At 63.4% G+C, this 14,377-nt stretch carries 15 protein-coding genes; 8 read left to right on the forward strand and 7 right to left on the reverse strand.

All coding sequences use genetic code 11. The features are described from left to right. Nucleotides 1-9: 9 nt before the first annotated feature. The 6 genes from OEZ49_RS12900 to OEZ49_RS12925 all read right to left on the reverse strand — a co-directional run bounded on the left by OEZ49_RS12900 (nucleotide 10) and on the right by OEZ49_RS12925 (nucleotide 7,515). Nucleotides 10-3,411, reverse strand: a complete 3,402-nt coding sequence (locus OEZ49_RS12900) for an efflux RND transporter permease subunit (protein WP_263388690.1) — start codon at nucleotides 3,409-3,411, stop codon at nucleotides 10-12. A gap of 5 nt (nucleotides 3,412-3,416) precedes the next feature. Next, on the reverse strand, nucleotides 3,417-4,874 hold the full coding sequence (locus OEZ49_RS12905; RefSeq protein ID WP_263388691.1) for an efflux RND transporter periplasmic adaptor subunit: 1,458 nt from the start codon (nucleotides 4,872-4,874) through the stop codon (nucleotides 3,417-3,419). A gap of 96 nt (nucleotides 4,875-4,970) precedes the next feature. Continuing rightward, nucleotides 4,971-5,513 carry a molybdenum cofactor biosynthesis protein B gene (gene moaB, locus OEZ49_RS12910; RefSeq protein ID WP_164127275.1) on the reverse strand — a complete coding sequence of 181 codons (543 nt, stop codon included), beginning with the start codon at nucleotides 5,511-5,513 and terminating at the stop codon, nucleotides 4,971-4,973. A gap of 6 nt (nucleotides 5,514-5,519) precedes the next feature. After that, nucleotides 5,520-6,140, reverse strand: coding sequence for a LysE family translocator (locus OEZ49_RS12915; RefSeq protein ID WP_263388692.1), 621 nt, complete (start codon nucleotides 6,138-6,140; stop codon nucleotides 5,520-5,522). Next, the gene (locus OEZ49_RS12920; RefSeq protein ID WP_263388693.1) at nucleotides 6,137-6,736 is read right to left on the reverse strand and encodes a metallophosphoesterase family protein; all 600 of its coding nucleotides are present in this window, start codon (nucleotides 6,734-6,736) and stop codon (nucleotides 6,137-6,139) included. The genes OEZ49_RS12915 and OEZ49_RS12920 overlap by 4 nt, the downstream gene beginning before the upstream one ends. Next, entirely contained in the window at nucleotides 6,736-7,515 is a 780-nt protein-coding gene (locus OEZ49_RS12925; RefSeq protein WP_263388694.1) for a uracil-DNA glycosylase, read from the reverse strand. Before OEZ49_RS12925 ends, OEZ49_RS12920 begins: the two co-directional genes overlap by 1 nt. Before the next feature lie 39 nt (nucleotides 7,516-7,554). Between OEZ49_RS12925 and OEZ49_RS12930 the strand changes: the two genes are divergently transcribed. The 8 genes from OEZ49_RS12930 to OEZ49_RS12965 all read left to right on the forward strand — a co-directional run bounded on the left by OEZ49_RS12930 (nucleotide 7,555) and on the right by OEZ49_RS12965 (nucleotide 13,024). Further along, complete coding sequence (locus OEZ49_RS12930) at nucleotides 7,555-8,181, forward strand: scavenger receptor class F, member 2 (protein ID WP_263388695.1); 627 nt, start codon at nucleotides 7,555-7,557, stop codon at nucleotides 8,179-8,181. 71 nt (nucleotides 8,182-8,252) lie between these two features. Continuing rightward, entirely contained in the window at nucleotides 8,253-9,188 is a 936-nt protein-coding gene (locus tag OEZ49_RS12935; protein WP_263388696.1) for an aspartate carbamoyltransferase catalytic subunit, read from the forward strand. Then, a complete protein-coding gene (locus tag OEZ49_RS12940) occupies nucleotides 9,185-9,709 on the forward strand; it encodes a hypothetical protein (protein ID WP_263388697.1) in 525 nt (174 codons plus the stop codon). The genes OEZ49_RS12935 and OEZ49_RS12940 overlap by 4 nt, the downstream gene beginning before the upstream one ends. A 118-nt stretch (nucleotides 9,710-9,827) precedes the next feature. Next, the gene (locus OEZ49_RS12945) at nucleotides 9,828-10,214 is read left to right on the forward strand and encodes a hypothetical protein (RefSeq protein WP_263388698.1); all 387 of its coding nucleotides are present in this window, start codon (nucleotides 9,828-9,830) and stop codon (nucleotides 10,212-10,214) included. Continuing rightward, on the forward strand, nucleotides 10,211-11,491 hold the full coding sequence (gene pyrC, locus OEZ49_RS12950; RefSeq protein WP_263388699.1) for a dihydroorotase: 1,281 nt from the start codon (nucleotides 10,211-10,213) through the stop codon (nucleotides 11,489-11,491). The genes OEZ49_RS12945 and pyrC overlap by 4 nt, the downstream gene beginning before the upstream one ends. Beyond that, on the forward strand, nucleotides 11,491-12,102 hold the full coding sequence (plsY, locus tag OEZ49_RS12955) for a glycerol-3-phosphate 1-O-acyltransferase PlsY (protein ID WP_263388700.1): 612 nt from the start codon (nucleotides 11,491-11,493) through the stop codon (nucleotides 12,100-12,102). Before pyrC ends, plsY begins: the two co-directional genes overlap by 1 nt. Further along, nucleotides 12,099-12,356 (forward strand): hypothetical protein, encoded by a 258-nt coding sequence (locus tag OEZ49_RS12960; protein WP_397545666.1) that lies wholly within the window; start codon nucleotides 12,099-12,101, stop codon nucleotides 12,354-12,356. The genes plsY and OEZ49_RS12960 overlap by 4 nt, the downstream gene beginning before the upstream one ends. Before the next feature lie 194 nt (nucleotides 12,357-12,550). After that, a complete protein-coding gene (locus tag OEZ49_RS12965) occupies nucleotides 12,551-13,024 on the forward strand; it encodes a YHS domain-containing (seleno)protein (protein ID WP_263388701.1) in 474 nt (157 codons plus the stop codon). 247 nt (nucleotides 13,025-13,271) lie between these two features. Here OEZ49_RS12965 and OEZ49_RS12970 read toward each other — a convergent pair whose 3' ends face one another. Then, nucleotides 13,272-13,913, reverse strand: coding sequence for a VPLPA-CTERM sorting domain-containing protein (locus OEZ49_RS12970; protein ID WP_263388702.1), 642 nt, complete (start codon nucleotides 13,911-13,913; stop codon nucleotides 13,272-13,274). Between the last annotated feature and the right edge of the window lie 464 nt (nucleotides 13,914-14,377).

Genomic DNA, 14,377 nt, shown 5'->3' on the forward strand with positions numbered 1-14,377 from the left:
ACCGGTAACCTACTGCGACTGCCGTCGGGCTCGACGGGCCAGCACCAGACCAGAAACCGCCATTGCCAACAGGGTCAACGCAAATGCCCCTGCGACGAACAGGGCCATGCCCGCGACCATGGGGGGCCTGTCTGCGATTTTCGGCACGATTTCGACAAGGCGCGGGGGCAAAGACCCAAAGACCGCTGGCCAGACAACCGTCACGCCAAGCCAGCCAAGCGTCGATATTCCGCATGTGACAACTGCCCAGCGCGCCAACCTGTCCGGCCCGCGCAGCGCACGTTTCAGCGCGGTCAGCGGCCGCACCACATCATTCTGAATTGCAAGCAGGGCAGGCACAACCAGCAGTACGAGCAGCACACCAAACCCCAACCCGTAAACCAGGGTGATCACGGTCGGCTTCAGGAACTGCGCCTGCTGCGAGCTCTCATAAAGCAGCGGCGCAAGACCCAGCACCGTTGTGAGCGAGGTCAGCAGAACCGGCCGCAACCGATCAGCTGTGCCGTCGATGATAGAGGGGAGCAGTCCGCGCGTTTCGGCATATTCGTCAATTGTCGTCACCAGAACGATCGAGTCGTTGATGATGATCCCGGTCATCCCCAGAAGCCCCACAACCGTGAACATGCTGAGCGGCACTTCCCAGATGTAGTGGCCCCAGATCGTTCCCACCAGCCCGAACGGAATGATCGCCATCACCACCAAGGGCCGGGTCCAACTGGCAAAGACCCAGGCCAGTACCAGGTAGATGCCGGTCAGGCAAAGGATCACGCCCGAGGCCGCCTCGGTCAGGAAGGTGTCCTCTTGTTCGCTCAGCCCCGCCAGCCTCCATTCGACCTGACGTTCGCTGGCGATCCGTGGCAGGATCTCGGTTTCCAGCGCCGTCGAGATCTCGGCCGCCCGCGCCGGATCGTCTTCGGAAATATCGCCGGTGACCGAAACGACCCGAATGCCGTTTTCCCGTTTCACCGTGGAAAACCCGGTGCGCTGGGTGACCGAAACGATGTCGGCGAGCGGAACATACACACCTTGCGGTGTCCGCATCAGCGTCCGTTCCAGGAAATCGGCGGTCAGCTCGTTCTCTGGCAGTTCGACCCGGATTTGTGCGCTACGCGGCCCGTCGGGATAGGTCGCCGCCTCGATCCCGTTCAGCCGCGCCCTAAGCGCCCGGCCCAGCGCGTCAACCGTAAAGCCCAGCGCCTGACCCTGCGCTGTCAGGTCCAATACAATCTCTTCCTTGTCATAGCTCAGATCGTCCTCGACCCCAGAAACCTCCGGGTACCGCGCCAGTGCGGTTTGCAGATCCTCAGCGGCCGATTTCAGCACCTGCGCCGAGGCGCCATAGAACTGCACGTCAAGCGCATCGCCACCCGGCCCCGACCGCCAGCCGCGAAAACTGAGCGTTTCGACCTTGGAATGCCGGTTCACGAAATCCTGCAACTCTCCGACAAAGGCAAAGCTGGAATAGGGGCGTTCGTCCGCGTCGATCAATTCGATCGAGATTCCGCCCAGCAGATCCGCATCCTTGGTGTCGGAACCGGCCAGCCCGGGCCCTGCGTTTCCGCCGATCTCGGCCATCACAAAGTCGATCGGGTTACGGCCGTGGCGCTCTTCATAGATGCGGCCAAGCTCCTCGGTGGAGCGCTGCAACTCGTGCATCATCGCCATCGTATCTTCACGCGTGGCGCCCTCGACCATGCTGAAATTGCCGGTGACCGAGCCGCGTTCGGGCGCGTTAAAGAACCGCCACTGCACATCGCCGGTGATGAACAGCGCCGCCTGGCTGGCCAGAACTGTCACCGTGCCCGCCAGAACGACATAGCGCGCCCGCACGACCCAGCCCACGAAACGGCGAAACAGATGGTCGCGCAGCCAGCGAAACCCCCTGTTCACCGCCCGGTTCGGCCAGTCATACCAATGTTCCTTGGCTGAATGCGCAATGGCATGGGACATGTGGTTGGGCAGGATCAGGAAACACTCAACCAGCGACGCGGCCAGCACGGCGATCACGGTGAACGGAATGTCCCCTATCAACTTTCCGAAATGCCCTCCGATTGCGGTAAGGCCGAAAAAGGCGATGATCGTGGTCAGCGTCGCGGCAAAGACCGGCATCGCCATGCGTCTTGCGGCGGTTTCCGCGGCAACGACCGGGTGCTCCCCCAGCCGCCGCGCCCGGAAATCGGCATGTTCCCCAACAACGATGGCATCATCCACCACGATGCCCAGCGTGATGATCAGCCCGAACAGCGACACCATGTTGATCGTCAATCCAGCCGCATACATCAGGGCCACCGCAGCGAACATCGACGCCGGGATCCCCGCCGCCACCCAGAATGCCGTCCGCGCGTTCAGGAACAAAAACAGCAACAGAACGACCAGTCCCAGCCCGACAAGCCCGTTGTCGACCAGAATGTTCAGACGGTCGGTGATTGCCTCGGCCCGGGTCCGGATCAGATCCATGCTCACGCCCTGCGGCAGACCTGCCTCCATCACCTCGACCAACTCGGCGACCTGATGCTGAACCTTGATCGCATCGCCCTGATCCGATCGATCCACCCGGACCGACATTGCAGGCTGGTCCCCGACCCAATAGCTCCGGTTGCGCGTGACCCCTTCGACCCGGATCGTCGCCACATCCGCAACGCGCAGCTTGGACCCATCGGGGTTCGAGCGCAGGACGATCCCGCCGATCTCTTCGGGGCTGCGCTTCTCCACCCCGGTGCGGATACGTGCATTTGCACCTGTCACGTCGCCCGCCGGATCACCTGTGACCTCGGCCGCAATCGCCGCCGCGATTTCGGACATGGATACATCATTGGCGATCAGCTTGGCCGATGGCACTTCGACCACCGTGCGCGGAGCGGCCAGACCCCGGATCGTGGTCCGTGTCACCCCGATCTCGAACAGCCGGACGATCAGCTCGTCGGTAAACCGGGCCAGTTGCTCGGGCGAGACGGGTCCGGTGATCACAACGTCGGTCACCCGGTCCCGCCAGACCCCACGACGGACCGATGGCTCCTCGGCATCCTCCGGCAGGGTCGTTATCGCATCCACCGCCGCCTGCACGTCATCGGCGGCCTGTGCCATGTCCCAGCCGGGTTCGAATTCCAGCGTCACATTGGCACGCCCCTCACGCGAGGTGGCGGTCGAGCTTTCCACCCCGTCTACGGCCAGCAAGGCCGGTTCCAGAACCTGCACGATGGCGCTGTCAACATCTTCGGGTCCGGCCCCTTCCCACTCGACATTGACCGTCACGTTCTGGACGATCACGTCGGGAAAAAACTGCGCCCGCATGTTCGGAATGGCTGCGGCCCCCAGCACCAACAGGACCACAAGCAGCAGATTGGCGGCGGTCCGATGGCGCGTGAAGTAGCTCAGAAGCCCGCCAGCGGCTTTGGGGATATCGCGGACCATGCCGGTCAGCCCCCAGCCCGCTCTTCCAGCCGCTGCACCAGGCGTGCGGGCACGCGGGTTTCGCCAAGCTGGCCCAGCAGCCGCTGTTTCACATCCGCCGGCATCCGATCGTTCCCCTCGACAAAGGCCACAAGGCGCGCCCGGCGTTCGTCGGACAGCTCCAGCAGCGAGACATCCGGTTCACCGGCCTCCGCTTCGACCCGCAGCGGCCGAACCTTGATTCCCGGACCCAGCAATGGCGTGCGGCCGATCACCACCTCGCGCCCTTCCAGTCCGTCGCCACGGACGAGAACATGGTCGCCCTGACGCCGCAGCAGCGACACCGGCAACTCCTCCAGACGGTCTTCTGCACTCAGCACCAGCACCGTTCCCGACGCATCCAGCGCCGAGGCTGGCAGTTGCACCACATTCAATAGCGGGGGTTCCTCGACACTCACAGTTACGAAGTCGCCCGGCTTGAACCCTGGCGACGCATCCAGCCCGGCATAGATAAGGCGGCCCGACTGACCGTCCCCTGCCGCCGCGCTGTCACGGCTGATGCTGCCCTGTGCGACCAGATCGGCCCCGGTAACATCCAGCTTGACCGTAACAGGGGCGCCGATCAGCCGGCCAGACGCGTCAAGCAGACGCGCATATTGCGCCGTCGAAATCCGAAAGGCTACTTCCAGAGCGGTCGGGTCGATCAGTTCGGCCAGTTTCTCGTTCACCGAGACCAGTCGTCCCTCGACCAGCGTCACCCCGCTCAGCGTACCGTCAAAGCTCGCGAACACTTCGGTTTCGGCCAGATCCCGCTCGGCCAGATCCAGCGCCAGACGCGCGCGTGCCAGCCGGGTCGCGGCCTGGTCCACCCGTGCCTCGGCCTGGGCCACCGCGATCTGGCGGGACAAAACCGCCTGGCGCGCCTGGGCATCCGCCAGTTCTGCGGTTTCCGTCATTGCGGCGCTGCCTACCCCGCGCTCGACCAGATCCTGCTGACGTTGCATCGCCTGCGCGCGCAGGGTGGCCTGATCTTCCGCCGCCTGTAATTCGTGTCCCGCCAGGATCAAGGCCCGGGCGGCATCGCGTTCCTCGGCTTCGGCATCCATCAGATCCGAGCGCGCCCGGTCCAGTTCGGTCTGCGCCTTGGCGGGGTCTATCTGCACCAGAACCTCGCCCGCATGAACCGTGCCGCCGTCGACAAAGTTTTCCGCCAGCCCGATCACCCGTCCGCCCATAGCGCTGCGCAATTCCAGAGTGCGGCGGCTTTGTACCTTGCCAAATGCTTCCAGAACCGGCGTGACGGTGCCGGATTGTGCGGTTTGTACATTGACCGCGAACACCCGTTCACGGGCTGCGGGTGGTTTCTTGTCAGCGTTCATCCGGGATTGCACGGCGTCCAACACCAATTGCCCGGCCCAGATCAGCAGGGCCAGGGCAACCGAGGCAAGAAAGACACCAAGCAGGCTTTGCCGAAGAAATCGCATTGTTTACCGGGTTCCGGTTACAGGTGACAGTATCATAGACAAGCTAGGAGGCCCCGGAAAATTGCCAAGCCTCATATTCTTGAACGTGATCCTGACCTATTTCCGTCGCAGATGCTCATCCAATCGTGGCATGATCTCGACAAAGTTGCAGGGACGATGGCGGTAATCGAGCTGTTTTTCCAAAATCCCGTCCCAGGCATCCTTGCAGGCGCCCGGGCTGCCGGGCAGCGCAAACAGATAGGTGCCCCCCGCAACGCCGCCCGTGGCGCGCGACTGCACCGCCGAGGTTCCGATCTTTTCCATCGAAATCAGGGTAAAGACGGTGGCGAAAGCCTCGATCTCTTTCTCGTAAACGTCGCGATGCGCCTCGACCGTCACGTCACGCCCGGTCAGGCCGGTGCCGCCGGTCGAGATGATGACATCGACATCCGGATCGGCGACCCAGGCGCGCAGCTGGTCGGCGATCTGGGCGCGCTCGTCCTGAATGATGTGCCGGTCGGCCAGCACATGTCCTGCCCGTGCGATCCGGTCGACCAAGGTCTGGCCCGATCGATCCTCTTCCAGCGAGCGGGTATCCGACACGGTGAGCACCGCGATACGGACAGGAATGAAATCGAGGCTTTCGTCGATGCGCGACATGGCGGATCAGGTCCTTTCAAGAATGGCGAGCCGCAGCGCCAGCGCGGCAAAAATACCCGCCGTCACCCGGCCCAGGATGCGGCCCAGGCGCGGATTGCCTGTTAACTGGCGCCCGAGGCCGCCCGCAAAAAGCCCCACCAACCCGTTGATGACAAACCCGCCCAACCCGATGATGGCACCAAAGACCAGAAACTGTGGCAGGATCGGGCCAGCCTCGGGCGATACGAATTGCGGGATAAAGGCCAGCACAAACAAGATCACCTTGGGGTTGGTCAGGTTCACCAGCATCCCGTCGCGAAAGGCATGCCGCGCGGCACGCGGCGGGGTATCGGCGGCAACGGCCCCTTGCCGCAGCGCCCCCCAGGCCAGCCACAGCAGATAGGCCACGCCGACCCAGCGGATGGCGTCGAACAGCCACGGCATTGCCTGCACCGCAGCCCCCAGACCCAGCCCGGCCACCGCGACATGCACCATGCCGCCCGCCGAGATACCGGCGCTGGCCGCCCAGGCAGCACGCGGACCAGATCGCAACCCTTGGCCGAGGCAGAACATCATGTCGGCGCCCGGCGTCAGGTTCAGCGCCAGCGCGGCCGGCAAAAACGTCAAGAATGTGATGGGCTCGATCATTGCGGCCACTCGAACCAGTTCACTGTGGGACCAAGGTTTGCAAGCCGCGTCCGCCCCATGCTGCCCCGCGCGCCCCAGCTGTCATGGATATGACCGCATAGCGCCAGCTGCGGTTGCACCCGTTCGATGGCGTCGCGGATCGCGGTCGATCCGACCGACTTGCCATCCGAGGTGACATCGCCGAACCCCTTTGGCGGCGAATGGGTGATCAGGATATCGGCGGACTTGCAGCGCGCCAGCATCTCGGATGCCTCGCCCTCGGTCATGTCACAGGACCAGTCGCCAAAAGGCGTGGGCGGCACGCCATAGCCCAGCCCGAACATCCGTATCCCGTCCACCGTGGCCGAGGTGCCATGCAGCACATGCACGCCTTCGGGCGCGGCGGCCTCCAGCTCGGCGGCGCTTTCGGCGTTTCCCGGCACCAGCACCAGCGGCACCATGATCCCGGCCAGCATCGCCATCGCCTGATCCAACCCCTGGCGCCCGTTGCAGTAATCGCCTGCGCCGATCACGATATCGGCCTCCAGGCTTGCAGCGACCAGATCGGCGGCCCGGGCGCGCGCCATGTGGAGATCGGAAAAGGCCAATATGCGCATCACTGCTCCTTCAGCTTTGCCTTGAGTTCCAGAAGGTCGGCCCAGGCCTGCCGCTTCATCTGCGGCTGGCGCAGCAGATAGGCAGGGTGGAACATCGGCATGACCGGCAGGTTCATCGCCTGGGTCCATTGGCCCCTGAGCCGCGTGATACCCCGTTTTCCCAGCACCGCGTCACAGCTGATATTGCCCATCAGCACCAGAACCTGCGGCTGTGCCAGCGCCACATGCCGTTCCAGGAACGGTTTCATCATCCCGATCTCGACCGGCAGCGGGTCGCGGTTCTGCGGCGGCCGCCAGGGCAGGACATTGGTGATATAGACGTTTTTCTGCCGGTCGAGGCCAATGGCCGCCAGCATCCGGTCCAGAAGTTGCCCGGCGCGGCCGACAAAGGGGCGCCCCTCGCGATCCTCGTCGCGGCCGGGCGCCTCGCCGATGATCATTACCCGCGACCCCGGCATCCCGTCAGCAAAGACAAGGTTGCGCGCGCCCTTCTTAAGCTCGCAATGCTCGAACTCCGCCAGCGCCTGGCGCAGCGACGGCAGTGCCGTCGCCCCGGCCGCAGCCTTGCGCGCCTCTTGCACCGGATCCGTCTTTGGCACCACTTGCGGCGCGGCTGGCTGTGATGGCGCCGCAGCGGCGGTAGCGCGATCCGGGCGCGGCGCGGTATCGGCCAAGGCATAGCGATTCACCGGCGCGTCGCCGATCGCTTCGGTCACGCCCAGTTCCACCTGCCATTCCAGCAGGGCCAGCGCCGCATGAGGATCAAGTGCCGATTCCATGCCCCCAATCTAACCGTCTGCGCGGCAAGGGAAAGCGGATTGCCGCTGGACAGCGCGCAACGCGCAGCCGAGCATGGCGGCATGTTTCAACTGTCCTGCCTGAGCCTGATCGTCTTTTTTGTTGCCGCGTTTCATGACGCCCGGGCGGCGGAATGTCCCGCGGGCACCGCCCAATGCGGTGCATCAAACTGCTGCGGCCTGTCGCAAACCTGTAGCTGGGACGGGTACTGCTTGCCTTTGGGCGGCACCTATTGCGGCGGCGGCCGTTCCTGCGGGCCGTTCGAGGACTGCGTGGCAGGCGGCACCAGATGCGCGCCCAAGGGTGCGGGCAAATGCCAGACCGGCCTGACCTGCGGGCCCGGGATGACCTGTTCGGTTTCCGGCGACTGCGTGCCGGTTCCGAAACCAGATCTGACCCTTCCCCAAAACCCGCCCTGCAAGGACGGGCGGGTCTGTCCGGCGGGGACCCAGTGCCTGCCCGGGGGAGGGTGCAGCCGCGTCGGCTGGTACCTGTGCGAAGAGACCGGATCACAATGCAGGCCGGGCTTCAAATGCTCGGCCGAACGGGGCTGCGTGCCGCAGTTGGCGGTCGATTGCGGGCGCGGTGCATGGTGCAAGCCGGGCGAGACCTGCCTGCCCGAGGGCGGCTGCGCCCCCTCTGACTGAGGCGACGGGCCGTATTGCCCCCGGCCCGCGCGCTTTCTATAAGCGGCGCAATCGCCTGACCGGAGCCGCCCATGTCATTTGCCCACCGACACCTGCTTGGCATCGAACAGCTGTCTCCCGCAGATATCACCGCCATTCTGGATCTGGCCGAGACCTATGTCGACCTGAACCGGCAATCGGCCAAGCATTCCGACGTGCTGTCGGGGCTGACCCAGATCAACATGTTCTTTGAGAACTCCACCCGCACGCAGGCCAGTTTCGAACTGGCGGGCAAGCGGCTGGGCGCGGATGTGATGAACATGTCCATGCAGGCCAGCTCGATCAAGAAGGGCGAGACCCTGATCGACACCGCGATGACGCTGAACGCGATGCATCCCGACCTGCTTGTCGTGCGGCATCCGCATTCGGGCGCGGTAGACTTGCTGGCGCAGAAGGTCAATTGCGCGGTGCTGAACGCGGGCGACGGGCGGCACGAACACCCGACCCAGGCGCTCTTGGATGCGCTGACGATCCGCCGGGCCAAGGGGCGGCTACACCGGCTGAACATCGCCATCTGCGGTGACATCGCGCACAGCCGTGTGGCGCGTTCGAATTTGATTTTGCTGGGAAAAATGGAAAACCGCATCCGCCTGATCGGGCCACCGACGCTGGTTCCCTCTCAGTTCGCCGCGTTTGGCGCCGAAGTCTATGACGACATGCGCGAGGGTCTGAAAGACGTCGATGTGGTGATGATGCTGCGGCTTCAGAAAGAGCGGATGGATGGCGGTTTCATCCCGTCCGAGCGCGAGTATTATCACCGCTACGGGCTGGATCGCGAGAAGCTGGGACTGGCCAAGGCGGATGCCATTGTGATGCATCCGGGGCCGATGAATCGGGGGGTCGAGATTGATGGGACCTTGGCGGATGACATCAACCGGTCCGTGATCCAGGAGCAGGTGGAAATGGGTGTCGCGGTGCGCATGGCGGCGATGGAGCTGCTGGCGCGCAACCTGCGCGGGGCGGCATGACCCGGCTGAGCGTCCCCCGGAACGAGAGCGGCCTGATCCGCCTTTACGCCCTGAACATGCGGCCCGAGGAGGCGCGGTTCCTGCGCGAGCCGGGGGCGGTGGCGCAACTCCTGGGGCTCGATGCGCTCGACATGGGTCATGTCGAGGTCTTTCCGATCTCCGACCTCGAAGACTTCGGTCTTTATGGTTATCTTACAGAGGGTTGCGGGATATCCGAGGACCATCTGGACCGCGCAGAGCTAGCCGCGCACAAGGGCTGGATACTGCTTTTGCGAAGCCGGGCGTTCGGTGGGAACCCGGTCGAAACTACCTTGCCCGAAACGCTGGAGCCGGTGGGAGAGTATCGCGAAGAAGACACCGACTGGAGCGGGACACCGATCGAGACGGCAAGCGCCCTGCCCCATTCCGCACCGCGTCTGCCACCGCGCGAGGCGCGCCGGAAGGCACGCAATATCGGGTTTTCCCTGTTCATCGTGGTGATGTCGCTGATCATCGGGGGGCTGGCATGGTTGATCTTTTGACCCGCGAATTGACCGTTTTGTACCGGCCCCACGGGGCGAATGTGCCGTTTTGTACATCGGCAATTTCACGATTCGTTAAGGGTTTCAGCGCTCTGGCGCTCGTCCCCGGGGGCGGGACATGAGCGACGCGACACTCCGCTTTCCCGCCGACCGAGGGGCCTATATCCGCAACCACACCTGGATGGCGGCGGTTGCCATGGGCGGCGCCATGGCGGTGCTCTGGGCGATGGACAATCCCTATGTCTGGACCGGTGCTCCGGCGGGCCTCGCCGCGATTGCGCTGCGCGGCTGGTACCTGGCGTCGGAGGAGCTGGCGGTGGTCTGGGAAATCTCGGACGGTACGCTCAGCGGCCCGGGCCACCGGGTGCCGCTCGGCCAGATCGAGATGGTGCGGACCATGGGCAGCTATGTGCAGGTGATCACCAAGGGCGGTGACAAACACCTGATCAGATACCAGGCGGACCCGGCCGCCACCGAGGCCGCCATCGAAAGGGCGATAAGATGAGCAACATCCTTTTCACCAATGCCCGGCTGATCGACCCCGAGGCGGGCACCGACGAGCGCGGCGCGCTGCTGGTCGAGGGCGGGCGGATCGTGGCGCAGGGCCACGAGATCGGCGTGCCCGAACATGTCGAGGTGGTCGATTGCGGTGGCAAGTGCCTGGCCCCCGGTATCGTCGATATCGGCGTCAAGGTGGGCGAGCCGGGCGAGCGCCACAAGGAGAGCTATAAATCCGCGGGACAAGCGGCGGCGGCGGGCGGTGTCACCACCATCGTCACCCGGCCTGATACCGACCCGGCCATCGACACGCCCGAGGCGCTGGAGTTTGTCACCCGCCGGGCGCAGGCCGACACTCCGGTCAACGTGCTGCCGATGGCGGCGTTGACCAAGGGGCGGCAGGGCCGTGAGATGACAGAGATCGGGTTCCTGCTGGATGCAGGCGCGGTGGCGTTCACCGATTGCGACCATGTGGTCGCCAACACCAAGGTGTTTTCCCGCGCGCTGACCTATGCCCGATCGTTGGGCGCGCTGGTCATCGCGCATCCGCAGGAGCCGGGGTTGAGCGAGGGGGCGGCGGCCACCAGCGGCAAGTTCGCATCGCTCTATGGCCTGCCCGCCGTGTCGCCCATGGCCGAGCGGATGGGTCTGGACCGCGATATCGCGCTGCTGGAGATGACGGGCGCGAAATACCACGCCGACCAGATCACCACGGCGCGTGCGCTGCCCGCGCTGGAACGGGCCAAGCGCAATGGGCTGGACATCACCGCCGGCACCTCGATCCACCATCTGACCCTGAACGAGCTGGATGTTTCGGGTTATCGCACCTTCTTCAAGGTCAAGCCGCCTTTGCGCAGCGAGGATGACCGGCAGGCGGTGATCGAGGCGGTGCGCACGGGCCTGATCGACACGATCAGTTCCATGCACACGCCACAGGACGAGGAAAGCAAGCGGCTGCCGTTTGAGGAGGCCGCAAGCGGGGCGGTGGCGCTGGAAACGCTGCTGCCTGCGGCGCTGCGGCTTTATCATGCCGGGCAGCTTGACCTGCCCACCCTGTTCCGGGCCATGGCGCTGAACCCTGCGCGGCGGCTGGGGCTGGAGGCCGGGCGGCTGAGTGCGGGGGCGCCTGCCGATCTGGTGCTGTTCGACCCGGATGTGCCCTTTGTTCTGGACCGGTTCACGCTGCGGTCGAAATCGCAGAACACCCCGTTTGACGGCCAGCGGATGCAAGGTAGGGTGCTGGCGACCTATGTGGCCGGACAGGCCGTTTACCGGAGAGACTGATGCCCGTTTTTGACACGCCCGTGATGATGCTGATCCTTTGGGCCGTGATCGGCTATGGGCTGGGCTCGGTGCCCTTTGGCCTGATCCTGACCCGTGCGATGGGGATGGGCGATCTGCGCAAGATCGGCTCGGGCAATATCGGCACCACCAATGTGCTGCGCACGGGCAATAAGGGGGCGGCGGCGCTGACCCTGCTCCTGGATGGTGGCAAGGGGGCGGTGGCGGTGCTGCTGGCGCGGCTGTTCGCGGGCGAGGACGCGGCACAGGTGGCGGCGCTGGCATCGTTTGTCGGCCATTGCTATCCCATCTGGCTGGGCTTCAAAGGTGGCAAGGGGGTTGCGACCTTTCTGGGTCTGTGGCTGGCGCTGGCCTGGCCGGTCGGGGTTGCCTGCTGCCTGAGCTGGCTTGCGGGCGCGGCGGTGACGCGGATTTCGTCCATGGGGGCGCTGGTGGCGGCGGCAAGCTCGACCTTCTGGCTGGTGTTCCTTGGATATGGCACCGGGTTTGCGCTGGGCATCGTGCTGACGCTGATGGTGTTCTGGCGACACCGGGCCAATATCGCACGGCTGAAGGCCCGGACCGAGCCGAAGATCGGCCAGAAATCGGCGTGAAGGATCAGGCGCTGGCGCGCTTGCGCGCCTGGCCCATTGGCACGAATCCCGGCCGGTCCGGCGGGCGGCGGTATTCCGTGTCCAAATCCGTGTTTGCCGGTGGGCGGTCGGTCAAGCTGGTGGCGACCGAGTTGGGTGGTACCGATTACATCAGCCTCAACCTTTACGACCTGAGCGGCGGCGCGCGGCTGTTTCCCTGTGAGATGCCGGTCGAAAAGGTCGTGGCCTTTCTTGCCGATCTGGTGGAAGTTTAATCATTTACCGATCTGTCAACCCAGAATCTTCGCACAGGCGCTCTGGACCTGTGCACGATCAACTTGAGTTGCTTTGAACGTGATCGGGCGGCTGCCCATCTGGGGATCACCGCGGCGAGATTGCGCCGTGCGGGTTCCAACAGGCCCGGCCGGAAATTGCGCCGACGGGTCAGCCAAAATCGAAAGGCATGACAATGAAAACCTTCAAAACCTTCCTGGGCGGCGTCGCCCTGTCCGTCGCACTGGCAAGCTCGGCCCTGGCCGCCGGTGTGGAACTGAACGCAAGCTCGACCGGTCTGGCCATGCAGGGCTATGACCCGGTGGCCTATTTCACCGTGGGCGAAGCCACCGAAGGCGACTGGAAGATCACCTCGGTCTATCATGACGCCACCTATCGCTTTGCCAGCGCGGAGAACAAGGAAGCGTTCGAGGCAAACCCAGAGGCCTATCTGCCAGCTTATGGCGGCTATTGCGCCTTTGGCGCCGCGATGGGCTTCAAGTTCGACGGCGATCCGGACAACTGGAAGATCGTTGACGGCCAACTGTACCTGAACCTGTCCGACGAGATCCAGGCCAAGTGGGAAGAGGACATCCCCGGTTTCATCGTGAAGGCCGACGCCAACTGGACTGACATCGCCGCCAAATCCCCGGCGGAGTTGCAGAACTAAGCACGGCCACACCCAGGGAAACCGGCGGCAGAGCGATCTGTTGCCGGTTTTCTTTTGGGGATGGGAGCGAGATCCATTGGCGGAGCGTCGTTGGCCCCGTTTCGATCGAGAATCCAGCCCTTTGAAGTCCAATCATCCGCAATGTGCCAGGGTGACGGACGATCCGGGCCTTTGCCAGCGTATCACCACAGAATGCAACAACGCCCGGAAAGACCGGGCGTTGCCAGCTCAAACGAAAGATTGAGGTTCAGGTTTTCTTACGACGGCGCATCATCGCCAACCCACCCAGCGCCGCCATGATAAGTGGAGCCGTTGCCGGGAGGGGAACCGCTCCTACATTCTCGGAAGATGTAGTGATCGTCAGCTTCCAGTCTTGGTGCGGATATACTGGACCGCCAGCAATCGAAAAATCCCAGATCGTGCCAAACACGTTCTTGACCAGCGCCCCGGTCTCAGAACCGGAACTGTCAAAGAAAGACGCCGAAATCGAAGCCCCCGATGTCGCGGTACCAAAGTTGTCATCGAACAGATTGGCCTGATTGTTGAACAGGGACAGATTGAATGCTGTCCCTATGGTCTGCGGATCAAACGGCGAGGTGAATGACAAAACGATGCTGTCGACGATCAGGTTTGGCACCTGTGTAAACTTGATTCTGTCCGAGTCTTCGGGCGGTGTTCCTGGGAGCCGGCCGAAAATCTCGTTGACGCCAGCCACCAGATTTACGTTTGCGCTGCCGATCGCATCCAAATCCCCGTTCACGGATTCATCATAGATCACAGCGGCGCTCGCACCCGCAGCCAAGAAAGAAAGCGCTGCGGCAAAGACACCAATCAGCTTTAATTCCATTTTTAAGTCTCCCAAAAAAAGAAAAATGTATTTAAGTTCCAATTTTTTATTCTCGTTGTAAGGATAGAAGAGTCAACAAAAATCGACCATCCTTTCGTCCCCCGTACAACGTTATGAATTCAGGTAAATTGATCGCAAAGATGTGCTGCTAGAACAGCTCCCTGTTTTCAAATGTGTTCATACTTTTCTTCTCGATGTCGAAGTGGTTCCAGATCTTTGGATCCAAAGGGATCGCTAGAGCCGGAGTTCCCGCGATAAAGAAAAGGGGTGCGGGCCATTGATTCCCACCAATTGAGTAGCGGTCCTTTTGGACTGATCGGTGGCAATAACCCAAAGCTGAAACCGGCGGGAGGGGATGGGCCGTCTGCATCATCGCTGTGCCGGGCATCGGGATTCACCACACGGTCAGGATCCCCGTTGAACTGTCAGCAAAAGACACAAACTATGAGGGCGGCGGGCACAATTGTGTCGAGAACTGCTAATTGTGTCGAGAACTGCTAAATGCG

The sequence above is a fragment of the Ruegeria marisflavi genome (assembly GCF_025673445.1).
GTDB classification, from domain to species: domain Bacteria; phylum Pseudomonadota; class Alphaproteobacteria; order Rhodobacterales; family Rhodobacteraceae; genus Ruegeria_B; species Ruegeria_B marisflavi.